General features: G+C 75.0%; 15 protein-coding genes. 9 read left to right on the forward strand and 6 right to left on the reverse strand.

All coding sequences use genetic code 11. From position 1 onward, the window contains the following. Window positions 1-93: 93 nt before the first annotated feature. From JOE43_RS05055 to JOE43_RS05065, 3 genes are read right to left on the reverse strand one after another with little or no spacing between them, the layout of a single operon-like run. A complete protein-coding gene (locus JOE43_RS05055) occupies window positions 94-810 on the reverse strand; it encodes a response regulator transcription factor (RefSeq protein WP_209515311.1) in 717 nt (238 codons plus the stop codon). Continuing rightward, window positions 807-2,249, reverse strand: a complete 1,443-nt coding sequence (locus tag JOE43_RS05060) for a sensor histidine kinase (protein ID WP_209515314.1) — start codon at window positions 2,247-2,249, stop codon at window positions 807-809. Before JOE43_RS05060 ends, JOE43_RS05055 begins: the two co-directional genes overlap by 4 nt. After that, window positions 2,249-4,357, reverse strand: a complete 2,109-nt coding sequence (locus JOE43_RS05065) for a serine hydrolase (protein WP_209515317.1) — start codon at window positions 4,355-4,357, stop codon at window positions 2,249-2,251. The genes JOE43_RS05060 and JOE43_RS05065 overlap by 1 nt, the downstream gene beginning before the upstream one ends. Window positions 4,358-4,527: 170 nt before the next feature. On the opposite strand from JOE43_RS05065, the gene JOE43_RS05070 reads away from it, so the two are divergent. Beyond that, window positions 4,528-5,232 carry a DUF4232 domain-containing protein gene (locus JOE43_RS05070; RefSeq protein ID WP_209515319.1) on the forward strand — a complete coding sequence of 235 codons (705 nt, stop codon included), beginning with the start codon at window positions 4,528-4,530 and terminating at the stop codon, window positions 5,230-5,232. Between the two features lie 126 nt (window positions 5,233-5,358). Here the strand turns inward: JOE43_RS05070 and JOE43_RS05075 are convergent, their stop codons facing one another. Beyond that, complete coding sequence (locus tag JOE43_RS05075; protein WP_245187110.1) at window positions 5,359-6,066, reverse strand: hypothetical protein; 708 nt, start codon at window positions 6,064-6,066, stop codon at window positions 5,359-5,361. Window positions 6,067-6,300: 234 nt separating this feature from the next. Here JOE43_RS05075 and JOE43_RS05080 point away from each other — a divergent pair, with 234 nt between their 5' ends. After that, on the forward strand, window positions 6,301-7,593 hold the full coding sequence (locus JOE43_RS05080; protein ID WP_209515322.1) for a SpoIIE family protein phosphatase: 1,293 nt from the start codon (window positions 6,301-6,303) through the stop codon (window positions 7,591-7,593). 65 nt (window positions 7,594-7,658) lie between these two features. Here the strand turns inward: JOE43_RS05080 and JOE43_RS15880 are convergent, their stop codons facing one another. After that, entirely contained in the window at window positions 7,659-9,020 is a 1,362-nt protein-coding gene (locus JOE43_RS15880; protein ID WP_209515324.1) for a PP2C family protein-serine/threonine phosphatase, read from the reverse strand. A gap of 150 nt (window positions 9,021-9,170) precedes the next feature. Between JOE43_RS15880 and JOE43_RS05090 the strand changes: the two genes are divergently transcribed. The 7 genes from JOE43_RS05090 to JOE43_RS05120 all read left to right on the forward strand — a co-directional run bounded on the left by JOE43_RS05090 (window position 9,171) and on the right by JOE43_RS05120 (window position 15,045). After that, on the forward strand, window positions 9,171-9,503 hold the full coding sequence (locus JOE43_RS05090; protein ID WP_209515327.1) for an STAS domain-containing protein: 333 nt from the start codon (window positions 9,171-9,173) through the stop codon (window positions 9,501-9,503). Then, on the forward strand, window positions 9,496-9,903 hold the full coding sequence (locus JOE43_RS05095; RefSeq protein WP_056051933.1) for an ATP-binding protein: 408 nt from the start codon (window positions 9,496-9,498) through the stop codon (window positions 9,901-9,903). Before JOE43_RS05090 ends, JOE43_RS05095 begins: the two co-directional genes overlap by 8 nt. A 204-nt stretch (window positions 9,904-10,107) precedes the next feature. Beyond that, window positions 10,108-10,488 (forward strand): LexA family transcriptional regulator, encoded by a 381-nt coding sequence (locus JOE43_RS05100; RefSeq protein ID WP_056055461.1) that lies wholly within the window; start codon window positions 10,108-10,110, stop codon window positions 10,486-10,488. After that, window positions 10,481-11,767 carry a Y-family DNA polymerase gene (locus tag JOE43_RS05105; RefSeq protein ID WP_209515330.1) on the forward strand — a complete coding sequence of 429 codons (1,287 nt, stop codon included), beginning with the start codon at window positions 10,481-10,483 and terminating at the stop codon, window positions 11,765-11,767. Before JOE43_RS05100 ends, JOE43_RS05105 begins: the two co-directional genes overlap by 8 nt. Before the next feature lie 143 nt (window positions 11,768-11,910). Beyond that, a complete protein-coding gene (locus JOE43_RS05110; RefSeq protein WP_245187111.1) occupies window positions 11,911-13,803 on the forward strand; it encodes a BCCT family transporter in 1,893 nt (630 codons plus the stop codon). A gap of 52 nt (window positions 13,804-13,855) precedes the next feature. Next, window positions 13,856-14,401, forward strand: coding sequence for an RNA polymerase sigma factor (locus JOE43_RS05115; RefSeq protein WP_209515333.1), 546 nt, complete (start codon window positions 13,856-13,858; stop codon window positions 14,399-14,401). Next, window positions 14,398-15,045, forward strand: coding sequence for a hypothetical protein (locus JOE43_RS05120; RefSeq protein ID WP_209515335.1), 648 nt, complete (start codon window positions 14,398-14,400; stop codon window positions 15,043-15,045). The genes JOE43_RS05115 and JOE43_RS05120 overlap by 4 nt, the downstream gene beginning before the upstream one ends. A 36-nt stretch (window positions 15,046-15,081) precedes the next feature. On the opposite strand, the gene JOE43_RS05125 is transcribed toward JOE43_RS05120, so the two are convergent. Beyond that, window positions 15,082-16,353 (reverse strand): DUF2254 domain-containing protein, encoded by a 1,272-nt coding sequence (locus JOE43_RS05125; RefSeq protein WP_209515338.1) that lies wholly within the window; start codon window positions 16,351-16,353, stop codon window positions 15,082-15,084. Window positions 16,354-16,411 lie beyond the last annotated feature (58 nt).

The following is a 16,411-nucleotide window of genomic DNA, read 5'->3' on the forward strand; positions in this document are numbered from 1 at the left end:
CTGGGGTCTCGACGGCGTGGGGAGGCCAGGACGAGTCACCTGGATGACGGAGAGCGCGGCGCCGCGGCCGCGGCCGCGGCGCGGCAGCCGCGACTAGGGCAGCAGGCCCGAGCGGTAGGCCCAGATCACGGTCTGGAGGCGGTCGCGGGCGTCGAGCTTCGTCATCACGCGGGTGAGGTGCGACTTGACGGTGCTCGTCTCGATCACGAGGCGCTCGCCGATCTCGTCGTTGGAGAGCCCCTCGCCGAGCAGCCGCACGATGCTCTGCTCGCGGGTCGTCAGCACGTCGACGGGCGGGCCGGAGAGGGTCGCGGCCCGGCGGCGCGTGAACTCCTCGATCACGCGTCGGGTGGTCGCGCCGTCGATCGCGGCCCGGCCCGAGGCGAGGGCGCGCACGGCGGCGACGAACTCCTCGGGCTCGGCGTCCTTGAGTACGAAGCCACGTGCCCCCGCCTCGAGCGCGCCGAAGACGTACTCGTCGAGGTCGAAGGTCGTCGCCACGAGCACGGCCGGCCCGCCGCCGGCGCCGACGTCGACCGCGCCCGCAGCACCGCCCGCACCGGCCGCACCCGCCGCACCCGCCGCGCCCGTCGCACCGGCGGTGATGGCCCGCGTCGCCTCGATCCCGTCGCCGCCCGGCATGCGCACGTCCATCACGACGACGTCGGCCCGCGTGTGCTGCAGCAGCGTCACCGCCTCGCGGCCGCCCGCGGCCTCGCCCACGACCTCGATGCCCCCGGCGGTCTCGAGCACCACCCGGAACCCGGCCCGCACGATGGACTGGTCGTCGACCAGCACGACGCGGATCACGCACCGCCCCCGTCGCCGGCCGTCGCCGAGGTGGAGGGGCCCGAGGGCGCGGCGTCCGCCTCGACCGGCAGCTCGAGCCGCACCCGCCACGAGCCCGCCGCCGTCGGCCCCGCCTCGAGGCGTCCGCCGACGAGCGCCGCGCGCTCGCGCATCCCGACCAGCCCGTAGCCCGGGGCCGTGCGGCCCGGCGTCGAGGGCAGGGCGTTCCCGACCACCACGACGAGTCGGCGCGGCTCGGCCAGGAGGTCGACGGCCACGGGCGCTCCGGGCGCGTGCCTGCGGGCGTTGACCAGCGCCTCCTGCACCGTCCGGTACGCGGTGACGTCGGCCAGCGGGGGCAGCGTCGGCAGCGACCCGTCGGCCCGCACCTCGACCACGGTGCCGGAGGCGCGGGCCGAGTCGACGAGGGAGCCCACGTCGCCGAGCCCCGGCACCGGCACGCTGCCGTCGGCGTCGTCGCCGGTCTCGCGGAGGATGCCCACGATCGAGCGCAGCGCGTCGAGCGTCTCGCGGCCCTGAGAGCGGACGCTGCGCAGCGACTCCTTCGCGCGCTCGGGGTCGCCGTCGACGAGCCGCTCGGCGGCGCCCGCCTGCACGACGAGCCCGGTGAGGTGGTGGGCCGCGACGTCGTGCAGCTCGCGGGCCATGCGGGTGCGCTCCGCGGCGACCGCGGCCCGGGTCAGGGTCGCCTGGTGCTCGACCGTCTCGGCGGCGCGGGCGCGGACGTCGTGCTCGTGCCGGCGGCGCAGGGCGACCCACGAGCCGACGGCGGCGCTGACCCCGACGATCAGCACGGCGCTCGTGATGAGGGCCAGCGCCTCGGCGGCCGGGTCGAGGAGGTCGAGCGAGGGCAGGGCGACCGCTCCGAGCGCCCGCTTCGCGACGCCGGTCGCGCCGACGACCGCGCCGACCGACGCGACGGCGACCGCGGCGAGCCCGGCGCCGACGACGACCCGCGTGGGCCGCAGCGAGCCCACGGTGTAGGCGAGCACGACCGGCGCCGCCGTCCACAGCGCGATGCCGGAGGGCAGGACCGCGAGCAGCGCGGCCTGCAGCACCATGACGGCGAGCAGGGCCGGCACCGGCCGTACGCGTCGGAGCGCGAGGGGCACGTGCTGGGCGAGGGCGAGGCCGACGACCAGCCCGGCCTGGGCGGGCGGCACGACGCCGCCCCGGTCGGCGCCGAGGAGCTCGCCGGCGGCCTGCAGCCCGGCGAGGAAGGCGAGGGCGACGAGCGCCCAGGCGGCCGCGAGCACGACGTCGCGGCCCAGGTCGCTCCGGACGCCCACCCGGGCCAGGGCCCGGCGGAGGGCCGAGGGGCGGGCGGAGGCGGTGGCGGTGGTCACGGTAGGAGCTTGCCAGGTGCCGCCGGTCGCCGGGGCGGCCGGGGCCGCCGTGTGCGGGCGGTCGAGGGGCGCGTCGCCCTGTGAGGGGGTCATCAGTAGCTCACGCTCGGCGAGATGAGCCGGTACGCCAGCGCGAACCAGGCCAGGGCGACCAGGGCCAGCACGACCAGCACGCGACCCGTCACCACGAGGGCGCCGCGACGGTCGCGGACGGCCTGCCAGGTCGCCAGCACCGCCGGCACGACGGCGAGCACGCCGACCACCTGAAGCCCCTGGAGCACGCGCAGCGACACTGCGGGCACGTCGACGAACGACAGCGCCTGCACGGCGACCAGGGCCCAGCCGACGAGGGCGACGACGGTCGCGACCTGGCCGAGGCGCGAGAGCAACAGGGTGCGACGACCCCGACGGGCTGCCGCGTCGGCAGGAGCCGCGGCCGGCAGCTCCCCGCGGCGGCGGCGCCCGGCGCCGGCGACGGCGACCGCCGGCCAGGCGACCAGCGAGACGAGCAGCACGACGACCGACAGGGCCACCGTCGGCAGCACCAGCGAGGCGGTGCCCCAGACGGGTGCTCGCAGCAGGGTGAAGGAGGCGCCCCACGAGATCGCCGACACGGTCGCGTCGTCGCCCCCGTCGTTGCGCGTCGCGAGCACGGCGTCGCCGCCGACCTCGCGCCAGGCGTTCTCGCCGACCTGCTCGTACACGCCGGTGGTGGTGCCGAGCGGCTTCGGGGTGACCGCGACGGTGCCGTCGCTGCGCGGCACGATCGTGGTCTGGCCGCTGAGGGCGAGCAGGGCGCCCGGGTTCGAGAAGGGCGACCGGGAGGAGATCCAGGTGCCGGCGAGGGCCGCGGCGGCGCCTGCCGGGTCGGTGCCGGCCTCGGCGACCGGACCCGCGCCTCCCGGGCCCTCGTCGGTCGAGGTCGTGCTCGTCGACGACGACGCCGTGTCGTCGCGCAGGTAGCGGTCGGCGAAGCCCTCGAGCAGGGTGGTGCGCAGCTCGCTCGAGTCCATCGGGTCGCGTCCGTTGCCGTTGAGGGTGACGAAGATGCCGGCGTCCTGCTCGGGGAACATCCGCATCGCCGTGTGGAAGACCTGCGTGTCGCCGTCGTGCCCGAAGGCGGGCAGGCCGGGCGTGCTGTCGTCGAAGAAGGCGAGGTCCATGCGCTGGCCCTCGGCGAGGGTGCCGAGGTCGTCGGCGTCGAGCGCGGGGCGGTGCATCTCGGCGAGCGTGTCAGCCGCGAGCGGCGACTGGTCGGCGGGCAGGTCGCCGAGGTGGGCGAGCATGAAGCGGGCCATGTCGGTGGCGCTCGACGTCATCGCCCCCGCCGGTGCGGCGTTCACGACCTCGGTCGGCCACGACGGCTGCGAGTCGTCGGGGTAGCCCTTCGCGAGGCGGGCGTCGAGGTCGGCGGGCAGCGGCTGCTCGAACGACGACGACGTCATGCCGACGGGCCCGAACACCTCCTCCTGCATGAGCTGCGCGAACGGCTCGCCGCTGACGCGCTCGGCGACGTAGCCCGCGAGCGACGCGCCGTAGTTCGAGTACGCGGGCGTTGTGCCCGGGGCGAAGACCTGCTCGGGCGGGGCAGCCGAGACGGCGTCGCGCAGCGACACCTCGCTGCCGGGCGCCCCGATCAGGCCGGCGATCACCTCCTCGAAGCCCGAGGTGTGGGTCAGCAGGTGGCGCAGCGTCACGGCGCCCCGGGGGGTGTCGAGGTCGAAGTCGAGGTACTGCTGCACGTCGGCGTCGAGGTCGAGCCGGCCCTCCTCGACGAGGCGCATCACGGCCGTCGCGGAGACGACCTTCGAGACGGAGCCGACGCGGAAGAGCGCGTCGTCGGGGTCGACCGGGCGGGCCGGGTCGCCCTCGGTGCCGGTGTCGGCGAGCCCGTAGCCGCGGGCGGTCAGCAGCTGGCCGTCGGCGACGACGCTCACCGACGCGCCGGGGATGCCCGTCGTCTGCAGGGCGGAGCCGAGGGCCCCGTCGAGCCAGGAGTCGACGTCGGAGGCGGTGAGGTCGTGGCCGCCGGGCTGGTGCTGCGGCGGGGCAGGCGGAGCGGGCTCGGCGGCGGCGGTGCCCGCGCAGGCCGCGAGCGGCAGGGCGAGGGCGACGACGGCCGCGGCGGCGGCGAGGCGGGGCAGGAGTCGGCGGTCGCGGCGGCCCCTCGGGGCCCCGCTCTCGGCGTGTGTCGATGTCATGACTCCACGCTCGCGCCCGGAGCGCGCCGCCACAGGGTGCGCAGGTCGTGACCTCGCCTACGACCTCCGACGCAGGCCCGGTGCGACCCGGCGGCACAGCCCTGTCCGCTCGCGGTGGCCTCGCGGGCCCGGATGGACGCTCCGCCGCCCCGCGGGCACACGATGGATCCATGACACGTTCTCGACCGCGCACGCTCGGCGTCGCGCTCCTCGTCTCCTCCCTCGCCCTCACCGTGGCGGGCTGCACCGCCGGCTCCGACACGGCTCAGACCTCCGCCCCGTCGTCGTCGGCCCCGACCGGTACGCCGACGACGGCCCCCTCCGTCACGCCCTCCGCCTCCGCCAGCGCCGTCCCCGACGCTCCCGCCGGGCCGGACGGCGCCTCCGGGGGCGGGGGCGACCTCGGCGAGGGCGCCGGCGACGCGGCGTCGCGCTGCACGGTGTCCGAGCTGTCGGGGTCCGTGGGCGACGGCGGCGGCCTGGACGGCGGGGGAGGCGCGGCCGGCTCGTACGGGGTCGCGATCTTCCTCGACAACGTCGGCGACCGCGCGTGCGTCCTGCAGGGCTGGCCGGGCGTCTCGTTCGTCGGCGGCGGTGACGGCACCCAGATCGGGAACGCGGCGACGCTCGACCGCTCCAGCCCGCACGAGGCCGTCACGCTGCAGCCGGGCGACGACGTGCAGGCGATCCTCCGGATGGTGCAGGCCGGCAACTACCCGGCCGCCGACTGCGAGCCGACGACGATCGACGGCTTCCGGGTCTACCCGCCCGGGTCGCGGCAGTCGCTCTTCGTCGGTGCGTCCGGCTCCATCTTCGAGGCGTGCGCGTCGACCGGCGTCCAGCAGCTCAGCGTGGGCGCCCTGCAGACGTACTGACGCGAGCGCCCCGGGCACGCGGAAGACCCCCTCCTGCTCACGAGCAAGAGGGGGTCCCACCGGGATGCCGGCCCTACGTCGAGGGATGCAGCACCGGCGCGGTCGTCACCGAGCAGCGGGAGAGTGCTACTTGGTGGCGACGGTGATCTTCGCGACGCCGACGAGCATCTCGTCCTGGACGGCGTCGGTGTTGAAGGTCTGGTTCAGCAGCGCGGCGGCGTCCGGGCTGATGTGCACCGTGGTGCCCTCGAGGATGGCGTTGTCGCCCTCGGTCTGCAGGGGCTTCAGCGAGCCGCCGTAGAGGTTGAAGAGGTAGGCGTCCTCGGCGGCGACGGTGCCGTTGGCGGTGACGGTGCCGTAGAGCTTCGACTCGCCCGGGTCGATCCGGAAGTCGGTGAGCTCGACGACGGTGTCGCCGGCCGTGAGGCTGAGGCCCGAGCCGTCGTGGTCGATCTCGCCCTGGACGTAGGGGCGCACGTCGCTGGCGGGGTCGTAGTAGTCGACGTTGCCGCCCGTGATCGGGAAGGAGAACGTGCCGGTGGCGGAGTCGAAGCCGGCGGTGCCGGTGACGCCGGGGGTGAGGCCGAGGCTGGTGAGGGCCTCGACGAAGGACGCGTCGACGGTGACCTGCGTGTCGACGCCCTTGCTCAGGTCGGGCAGCGACGCCAGCGGCGTGGCCTCGGCCGTGGGCTCCGCGGCGGCGGAGGACGAGCTCGACGAGCCGGCGTCGGACGAGGTGTCGTCCATCGAGCAGGCGGCGAGCGAGAAGACGAGCGCGCCGGAGGCGACGAGGCCGAGGGCGGTCTTGGTGATGGTCTTGCGCGTGATGGTCACGATGGGACTCCTTGTCTGTTCTTCCCGGTGGGGAGGTGACAGGGGTTCGCCACCGTCGCCGGAAGGGGTGGGCGTTCCCAGGCTCTGGTCAGCTTCGCCGCCCTCCGGCCCCCGAACGGGGCACGCCCCGAGCTGGCACGCGGCGGGCCCGCCTGCTCTACTGGTCGTCCGTCACCATCGCCCCGACCGCCTCCTGGGCACCACCAGGTCGGGGCCGCCGGATCAGGGAGAGACATGCACGACCGAACGGGAACCGACACCGACCCCACCGCCGACCGGGGCGACGACCCTGCCGGCTGGCACGCCGTCGGCGGCAGCGCGCCCCTCGACGCCGCCGAGCGCGAGCGCCTGGCCGCCGTCGATGCCTCGGCCCTGCTCGGCACCCCGCCGGAGGAGCGCTTCGACCGCATCACGCGCTTCGCCCGCGAGCTCTTCGACGTGCCGATGTCGTACCTCAACCTCGTCGACGACGCCTCGCTCGTGGTCAAGTCGCCCCAGGAGCCGGGGGAGGCGGCGCCCCGGTTCCCGTACGGGGCCGCGTTCTGCGAGTACACCGTCCACGGGACGGGCCTCTTCGAGGTGACCGACGCCTCCCTCGACCCCCGCTTCGCCGAGAGCCCGGCCGTCACGGCCTTCGGCGTGCGCTCGTACGCGGGCGTGCCGCTGCGGGCCGACGGCGGGCAGGCCATCGGGACGCTCTGCATCCTGCACCCCGAGCCGCGACGGCTCACCGGGGAGGAGCGCGGCCGGCTGGTCGACCTGGGCCGGTGGGCGGAGGCGGAGATCCGCCAGGGCCAGGGCCAGGGCCAGGGCCAGGGCCAGGGCCCTGCGCCGGAGGACGCGGCCGTCGCGGCCCCGGCGGTCGGGCGGCAGCGCCCCGCCCTGCACCACGGCGACCTCACCGCCACGGCCCTCGACCGGCCTCACGGCGCGGTGAGCGGCGACCTCCACGCCTGGGCCGAGGGCGGCGACGTCGTCACGGCGACGCTCGCCGACGTGATGGGCAAGGGCGCGGCGGCCGGCGCCCTCGCCGAGGCCCTCCGCCGGAGCCTGTACGAGGGGCCCGACGGCACCGACGCGCCCCCCGCGACGGCGCTCGCCACGGCGGCGCGGGCCCTCGGCCCGCAGCTCGCCGAGGCCGGGTCGTTCGTGACCCTCTTCCACGCCCGCGTCGACACGCGCTCGGGCGACGTCGAGTACGTCGACGCCGGCCACGGCCTCACGCTCCACCTCCGCGCCTCGGGGACGGTCGAGCGGCTCTCGTCGCACGACCTGCCGCTGGGGCTCCAGGACGCCGCCGAGGGCTGGACGACCGGCACGCTGCGCCTCGAGCCCGGCGACGCGCTCGTCTCCGTCTCGGACGGCGTGCTCGACGTCTACGACTCGACGCTCGCGAGCCTCGACCGCGTCGTCGCCGACCTGCGGGCCGAGCGCGACGTCGAGGCCTTCCTCGACGCGTTCTCGGTCAAGGTCGGCGTGGCCCAGGTCGACGACGACGTCACGGTGCTGGTCGTCACGAGGAGCTGAGCGACCGGTCGGGGGTCGGTGCCGGTCGGGGGTCGGTGCCGGCGGGGGTCGGTGCGGCCCGGGCGTCAGGGCGCCGTCGGGGCGGCGACGGCCACGGGAGCGGGCGCGTCGCCCGCGACCGGCGCCGCGACGGGCTCGCGCCGCAGGGCGACCACGGTCACGTCGTCGTCGTGGCCCCGCTCGCGGGCGAGGTCGGCCAGGGCGTCGACGACCGCCGCCGGTCGCGGGTCGAGGCGGGCCAGGGCCGCCACGTGCTCGACGCTGTCGAGCCCGCCGCCGAAGAGGTCGAGCACCCCGTCGCTGAAGCAGACGACGAGGTCGCCCGGTCGCAGGGCCGTGGTCCGCGTCTCCCACGCGTCGTGCAGGCCGAGGCCGAGGCCGATCGGGAGGTCGGGCGTCGACAGGCGCTCGGCCCCGCCGTCCTCCCGCACGACGACGGTCAGGCCGTGGCCGGCGTCCGCCCAGTGCAGCACGTCGCCGCGGAGACGGGCGTGGAAGAGGGTGGTGAACACGACGGAGTCGGGGCCGTCGGCGAGGTCGGTGGCGAGCCCCTCGGAGGCGCGGACGATCGCGGCCCCGGGGTCGGGGTCGCGGCGCGAGCTGCGGACCGTCGCCCGCACCGCCGCCGCGATCAGGCCGGCCCCGACGCCCTTGCCCATGACGTCGCCGAGGGTCATCGCGACCCCGTCGTCGGTGCGGTACCAGTCGAAGAAGTCGCCGCCGACGGTGGTCGAGGGCAGGCAGGTGCCCGCGAGGGAGTAGCCGGGCGTGTCGGCCAGGGCTCCGGGGAGGAGCGAGCGCTGCACCTCGGCGGCGCGGGTGATCTCGGTCCGGACCACCGCCTCCCGCTGTTCCGACAGGCGCAGCTGGGCCGCGTACTGCCGGCTCAGCTCGTTCACGACGAGGGCGAGCGACGTGTAGACGACGATGACGACGAGCAGGCGGGCGAGCTCGGTGGCGCGGTCGCCGGCGCTGATGCCGGCCACGAACGGGGTGAGGATGACGACCATCGAGCCGAGCACCGCCCAGAGCACCGACCGCCGGGGCTCCCGGGCCGCGAACCACACGAGCGGCATGACGAGCAGCGCGGTGAAGATCGACGAGGAGGAGCCGGTCGACCACCGCAGGACGCCCAGGGCGATGAAGTCGAGGGCGGGCACGAGGAGGGCCCACCCGCCGACCACGGCGGGACGTGCGGTGGCGGCGGCCGCCCAGAGCGTGGCGACCGCGGTGACGCCGAGGGCGACGAGCAGCCCCCTGCCGCTGGTGACCACCAGCTGCGGGACGCTCAGCGAGAGCACGACGGCGAGGACGACGAGCAGCGCCGACGGCGCCTGCTTGACCAAGGGGGTCACGCCGTACCGCAGGAGGAACGCGTCGAGCGTGGAGCCCCGGCGTGCCCGCGACGGAGAGCGGTCAGAGGTCACCCCTCGACGATAGGTGTCGCGTGCCCCTCACCGGTACCCCCCGCACTGGAGCGTCGGGGCGGGCTGTGCCGGGGGTCGGCCGCAGCTATGGTGTCGCGGAGGACCGCGCCGAGCCGCGCGCTGGGACGACGAGCCGAGGAGGCTGGCTGGATGGATCTCGCTGTCGAGGGAGCGGGCGCCGACGTCGCCGTCGTGCGCTGCACCGGGAGGCTCAACATGGTCTCCGCACCGGCCCTGCGGGAGGCCGTCACCGGCGCGATCGCCGAGGGCCGTCCGCGCGTCGTCGTCGACCTCGCCGGCGTCGACTTCATGGACTCGTCCGGCCTCGGAGCCCTCGTCGGCTGCCTCAAGTCCGCCCGCTCGGCGGGCGGCGACCTGCGCATCGCCTCGCCGTCGGCCCAGGTGCTGATGGTGCTGAAGCTGTCGAACATCGACCGCATCCTCCGCCCGCACGACGACGCGGCGACGGCGTTCGATGAGTGAGCACCAGCTCGTCTTCGCCACGCCGCCGGACGACGTCAACACGGTGCACGACTTCCTCGAGTCGGTCTGGGGCGACGACACGACCCTCACCGACGAGGAGCGCATGGCCTTCGAGCTCGCCCTCGTCGAGCTGACCAGCAACGTCATCGAGCACGCCGCGGCGGGCGAGGGCGTGGCCTGCCGGCTCTCCGTCGCCATCACCGACGGCGAGCTGACGGCCACCCTCAGCGACACCGCCGAGCCCGGCAGCGTCTCGCTCGTCGGCCGCGTCATGCCCGACGAGATGGCCGAGGGCGGCCGCGGCCTCGCCCTGGTCCAGCTGCTCGTCGACGACCTCGGCTACGAGCGGGTGGGCGACTCCAACGTGTGGTCGATCCGCAAGGCGCGCCCGACGGCCTAGCCGTGGGGCGCCGCCCGACCGGCCACCTCGGTGGAGGCGACGTCGGTGGTCTGGCCTAGGTTCTCTCCGGGAGGCACCGTGAGCGAGACGACAGGCGAGGCAGCGCGTGGGGCGCGCCCTCCGCGGCCGACCCGACCCGCGACTCCTGAGCTGCCGCCCGTCGTGCTCGGGCCCGTCGGGGGCGAGGAGCGCGCCGACGCCGACCTGCCGCGAGCCGCGCTCGAGGCTGTCCACGCCGGCTTCCCGTCGCCCGCCCAGGGCTACTGGTCGGGGCCGGTCGACCTCAACCGGCATCTGATGCGCGACCCGACGGCGACCTTCCTGGTGCGGGTGAGCGGCGACAGCATGACGGGCGCGGGCATCTTCGACGGCGACGAGCTCGTCGTCGACCGGGGGCTCGACGCCCACGACGGCGCCGTCGTCGTGGCCGTCGTCAACGCCGAGCTGACGGTCAAGCGCCTCTCGTGGCGGCAGGGGCTGATGGTGCTCAGCCCGGAGAACCCCGCCTACCCCGAGATCGTGCTCTCCGAGCTCGACGAGGCGACCGTCTGGGGCGTCGTCACGAGGTGCCTGCACCGTGTCTGAGCGCCACGTCGCCATCGTCGACGCCAACAACTTCTACGTGTCGTGCGAACGCGTCTTCAACCCCGCGCTCGAGGGCAGACCGGTGGTCGTCCTCTCGAACAACGACGGCTGCGTCATCGCCCGCTCCCAGGAGGCCAAGGCGCTGAACGTCGACATGGCCGCGCCCTGGCACACGATCGCGCCGATCGCCGCGATGCAGGGCGTCGTCGCGGTGTCGAGCAACTACGAGCTCTACGGCGACATGTCGGCGCGCTCGGCCGAGATCCTCAGCCGGTTCACGAGCCACCAGGAGGTCTACTCGATCGACGAGTCGTTCATCGAGCTGACCGGCGCCGTCGACGAGACCACCGCGCAGGCCCGCGAGATCCGCCGCGTCGTGCGCAAGCTGATCGGCCTGCCCGTGAGCATCGGCATCGCGCCGACGAAGACCCTCGCGAAGCTCGCGAACCGCGGCTCGAAGCAGGCCGCGGCGCTGGCGGGCGTCTGCCACCTTGGCAGCTACTCGTCGGCGCAGCAGACCGCCATCCTCGCCAGCGTCGACGCGGGCGACGTGTGGGGCATCGGCCGACGCACGGCGAAGAAGCTCGTGCCGCTCGGCGTGCACACGGCCGCCGACCTGCGCGACGCCGACGCCGCCCGCATCCGGAAGCGCTTCGGCGTGGTGCAGGCGCGCGTCGTGCAGGAGCTGCGCGGGGTCGACTGCCTGCCGATCGAGGAGGTCCAGCCCGAGCGCGACCAGATCTACCACTCCCGGTCGTTCGCGGTGCCCGTGACGACGGTCGCCGAGCTCGAGGAGGTGCTGTCGGTCTACACGCAACGTGCCGCCGCACGACTCCGGGGGCAGGGCTCGCTGACCCGGATGATGCGCTGCTTCGCCGCCACGTCGCCGTTCGCGACGGAGGCCGGCCACACCAACCACGTCGTGTCGGTCGCCTTCCCCGAGCCGACCGACGACGCGACCACGCTCTACCGGGCCGCGATCGCAGCGCTCGGCCCCCAGCTCGAGCCCGGCAAGCGCTACGTGCGCGCCGGCGTCACGCTGATGGAGCTCACGCCGCGCGCCGAGCACGCGAGCCTCGACGTCTTCGGCGAGGTCGCCGCGGCGCCGCCCGCCTACGGCGACGTGCTCGACCGGATCGCCGGCAAGTTCGGCGACGAGAGCCTCGGCCTCGGCGTCGCCGGTCTGCGGCACCGCCGCGGCTGGGCGATGAAGCGCGACATGGTCTCGCCGCGCGCGACGACCCACTGGGACGAGCTCGCGACGGTGACGGCGCGGTAGCTCCTCCGCGATCGAGGTGCCCCTTCCTGGGCTCTCCGGCGAGGACGGAGCCCCGGACGGGGCGTCTCGACGACTCGCCGAGCATCTCGGTGCACGGTGCGCATCATTGCCCGGAACGCGCCGGGAGCCGTCACGATGGAGGCATGGCAACGACCGAACCGCCCTCCTCCGGGGCCCCCGAAGCCCGACCCTCGACCCTGGGGGAGGCCGTCACGACGACCCCCCAGCTCCGCCGCTGGGTGTTCTGGCCCGCCGCGATCGTCGTCCTCGGCTTCGTGGCCTTCACGCTGATCGCGCCCGCCTCGGCCGAGGCGCTCTTCCTCGGGCTGCAGAGCGGCATCGTCCGCAACTTCAGCTGGTACTACGTGCTGATCGTCGCCTTCTTCGTCGGCTTCTCGGTCTTCGTCGGGTTCAGCCGCTTCGGCACCATCAAGCTCGGCAAGGACAAGGACGAGCCGGAGTTCTCCACCGGGTCGTGGTTCGCCCTGCTCTTCGCCGCGGGGATGGGCATCGGCCTCGTCTTCTACGGCGTCTCCGAGCCCCTCAGCCACTTCGCCTCGCCGCGCCCCGGCGTCACCGGCACGGAGGACCAGCTCGCGCAGCAGGCCCTCACACAGACCTTCCTGCACTGGGGCCTGCACGCGTGGGCGATCTACGTCGTGCTCGGCCTCGCCCTCGCGTACGCGATCCACCGTCGGGGCCGTCCGGTCTCCATCCGCTGGGCGCTCGAGCCCCTGCTCGGCGACCGCGTGCGCGGCGGCTGGGGCAACCTCATCGACGTGATCGCCCTGGTCGGCACCCTGTTCGGCGTGGCCACCTCGCTCGGCCTCGGCGTCATCCAGATCGGCGCGGGCCTCGAGGCCGCCGGCATCGCCGACAGCAGCATCGTGAGCCAGATCGCCATCATCGCCGTGATCACCGCCGTGACGATCGTCTCGCTGGTGACCGGCGTGACCAAGGGCATGAAGATCCTGTCGAACTTCAACCTGATCCTGGCCGCCGCGCTCCTCCTCTTCGTGCTCATCGTCGGCCAGACGCAGTTCCTGCTCCGCGACTTCGTGCAGTCGATCGGCGCCTACCTGCAGAACGTCGTCGGCCTCTCGTTCAACGTCACCGCCCAGCAGGGCGCCGCCGGCGAGGAGTGGCAGGGCGCCTGGACGACCTTCTACTGGGGCTGGTGGATGTCGTGGGCCCCCTTCGTGGGCATCTTCATCGCGCGCATCTCGAAGGGCCGCACCGTCCGCCAGTTCGTCTTCGGCGTGCTCCTCGTGCCGACCGCCCTGACCTTCCTCTGGTTCGCGGTGCTCGGCGGCGCCGCCATCCACCGCCAGACCGACGGTGCCGGAGGGCTCATCGGCGCCGACGGCTCGGTCGACGTCGAGGGCTCGCTGTTCGCCCTCCTCGGCGACCTCCCCGCGGGCGCCGTGCTGACCTTCGGCGCCATCCTCCTGATCGGCGTCTTCTTCGTCACGTCGTCCGACTCGGGCTCCCTCGTGATGGCGATGATCGCCTCCGGCGGCGACATCGAGCCGAAGAACTGGCTGCGCGTCTTCTTCGCGCTCGTCGCCGCCCTGCTCGCCGTCGCCCTGCTGCTCACGGGCGGTCTCGACGCCCTCAAGACCGCGGCGATCACGACGGCGCTGCCGTTCAGCGTGGTGCTGCTGCTCACCTGCTGGTCGACGATCATCGCCTTCACGCGTGAGCGGCGGGCCTACGACGCGGCTGAGCGCGACGTGCTGCTCGAGCACGTCGGGGCCTACTACGGGCTCGAGGTCGAGGCGCCGACGGAGGCCGGCGCACGCGGGCTGGCCCGCCCGTGGGAGGCGGTGAAGGGCCGCCTGCGCGGCTCTCGTCGTGCGGCGGGCGACGGCTCGCCGGTCTCGCCGGTCTCGCCGGTCTCGCCGTCCTCCATGGCCGCCGAGCCGCCCCTCCGCGTCAGCGACGTCTCGGTCGACCCCGCAGTCGACCCGAGCCTCGACCAGCGCGTCGCCGACGACGACCGCGGCGAGGGGACGCACCGCCCCGGCCCGCGCTGAGGTCGGCCCGGGCGAAAGGCGCGCCGGGCGGCGGACATGTGAGGGTGTGGACGTGACCCTGCTGCCCGCCCGAGCCCGCTTCGAGGCCCTCGTGCCCGAGGTCGTCGAGCCCGTGCGCCGGTACCTCGCGCGCCGCGTCGACGCGGCGACGGCCGACGAGGTGCTCGGCGACGTGCTGCTCGTGCTCTGGCGGCGCCTCGACGACGTGCCCGCGGGCGACGAGGTGCCCTGGGCCGTCGGCGTCGCCCGGCTGCAGCTCAGCAACGCCCTGCGGTCGATGCGTCGCCGCGACCGGCTCGTCGCGCGCATCGTCACGGTCGACCCGCCGACCGAGTCGGTGCCCGAGGCCGACGAGGTCGACCCCCGTGTCGCGCTCGTCGCCCCCGCCCTCGCGCGCCTGCGGGAGGTCGACGCCGAGGTGCTGCGCCTGCACGTCTGGGACGAGCTCACCGTCGCCCAGACGGCCGCGGTGCTGGGCACGACGCCGAACGCCGTGTCGATCCGCCTGCACCGGGCCCGTCGACGCCTCGCCGACGAGATCCGCAAGGCGGAGGAGCGTGACGGACATGCACCGGTGACGGGAGGAGACGGACGATGACCACGCACGACGAGCACGAGCACGACGAGCACGACGAGCACGGCGCCGACGACCTGCTGATGCGGTCCGCCGACCCGGCCTCCTCCCTCGCCCCGCTGCCGGCCCGGCAGCTCGCGCACCTGACGGAGACGACCATGAGCACCGCACCCCGCACCCCCGCCCGCACGGCCCCCGGCCGCTCCGCCGCCGCTCCGACCCGTCGACGCTCCCGCCGCCTCCTGGCCGGGGCCGCCGGCGGGGTGCTCGTCGCCGCGGCGGTGGTCGGGGTGCTCGTCGCGACCGGCCCGGGGACGGGCGGGAGGGTGACGACCCTCACCGCGCCTCCGGCGGGCGGACCGGGCGCGATGTGCGCCGTGCCGACCGCGGAGGTGCTGGCGACCTCGACCACGGCCTTCCGCGGCACCGTCGTGGCCGTCGACGGGGGCACCGCCACGCTGCGGGTCGACGACGTCTTCGCCGGCGACCCGGGCGACGCCGTCGAGGTGCCGCAGGGCGACCCCGACGACCAGGTCGACGGGGCGGCGCCCGTCTTCACCGAGGGAGGCGCGTGGCTCGTCGCCGCCTCGGCCGGCGTCGTGAGCTCGTGCGGCCTGACCGGCCCCGACTCGCCGGAGCTCGCGGCGCTCTACGACCAGGCGTTCTGACGCCGGCAGCCGCGAAGGTCGGAGCTGGCTCGGCGCCTAGCGGCCGATGAGGGAGTCGCGGAGCGCCGACGCGTGCTCGTCGAGCAGCCCGGCGCGCGACGGCGGCGCCACCTCGTCGAGACGGGCAATCAGCCGCAGCGCCGCCTCCTGCACCGCCGGCTGCCCGTCGGCGTAGGTGCGCACGGCGTCGAGGACGGACAGGGTGAGCTCCTCGACCGTCGGCCAGCGGACGAGCACGCGGTCGCGGCCCCGGTCGTCCCGGTGGGCGACCACGGCGTCGCTCCGTCGCCAGAGCGGCACGAGCACGCCGGCCGACATGTCGAGCGCGCTCACCGCCGTGTAGGGGTCGTTGCTGCCCGAGGCCAGGCCGCGGACGGCGATCTCGACGAGCTGCTGGAGGGCGAACTCGACGTCCTGGTGCGGCGTCCGCGCGGCGCCGACCGTGACCGCGCGGCGCAGCTCCTGCACCGCCCCGGAGCCGAGGGAGGCGCGGGCCACGACGAGCGCGTCGCCTGCGATCACGTAGCGCCCCGGCATGGCCACGACCTCGACGACGACGTCCTCGCGGGCGGCGACGCGGCACAGCTGCGGCCACGCGAGCTCCTGCACGTAGCCGTCGGCCGAGGCACGCACGACGGCGCCGCCCACGCCCTCGTCGTCGGGGCGGGGCGGTGCTGCCGACGTCGAGGCCGACGCCGACGCGGCCTCCCGGCCCCGCGCCTCCGTCCGCACGTCGTCACCCGGCTCGTCGGGCCACACGGTCGCGGCGACCGCGCGGAGGTCGCTGAGCACCCGGGCCTGGAGCGACGTGATCTGCACCGACGCGGCGATGTGGTGGATGAAGAAGACCAGCACCCCGACGTCGACGACGCCGAGGAGCACCGCGACGTGGACGGCGATGACGGGCACGAAGGCGGAGGCGTCGTCCACCTCGGTGTGGACGGTGCGCATCACGACGATGCAGTAGAGGAACGTCGACGTGAAGGCGGCGAGCACGAGCTGGTTCGACCGGTCGGCCATGAAGTTGCGCACGAGGCGCGGCCCGTAGGTCGACGACGTCGTCGCCAGCACGGAGATGGTGATCGAGAACGACGTGCCGGCCACCGTGAGCATCGACGACCCGATGCCGGAGAGGAGCGACCTGCCGCCGGAGGCGCTGAGGGCCCCGAGCAGGGGCAGGCCCGCGGTCGTCGACGAGGGGATCGACCGGTCGACGGTGACCAGCACCTCGGCGAGCACGAGGGCCGCGAGGGCGAACACGGCGGGGAGGAACCAGAACGACTCCCGCACGCGGGTGAGGGACAGCATGTGGCTGAGAGTAGGCGTGCCCGTGCCGCCGCGGTCGGGCGGGCCGGGGCCGGCACCT

Source organism: Frigoribacterium sp. PvP121 (genome assembly GCF_017833115.1).
Classification (GTDB): Bacteria; Actinomycetota; Actinomycetes; order Actinomycetales; family Microbacteriaceae; genus Frigoribacterium; species Frigoribacterium endophyticum.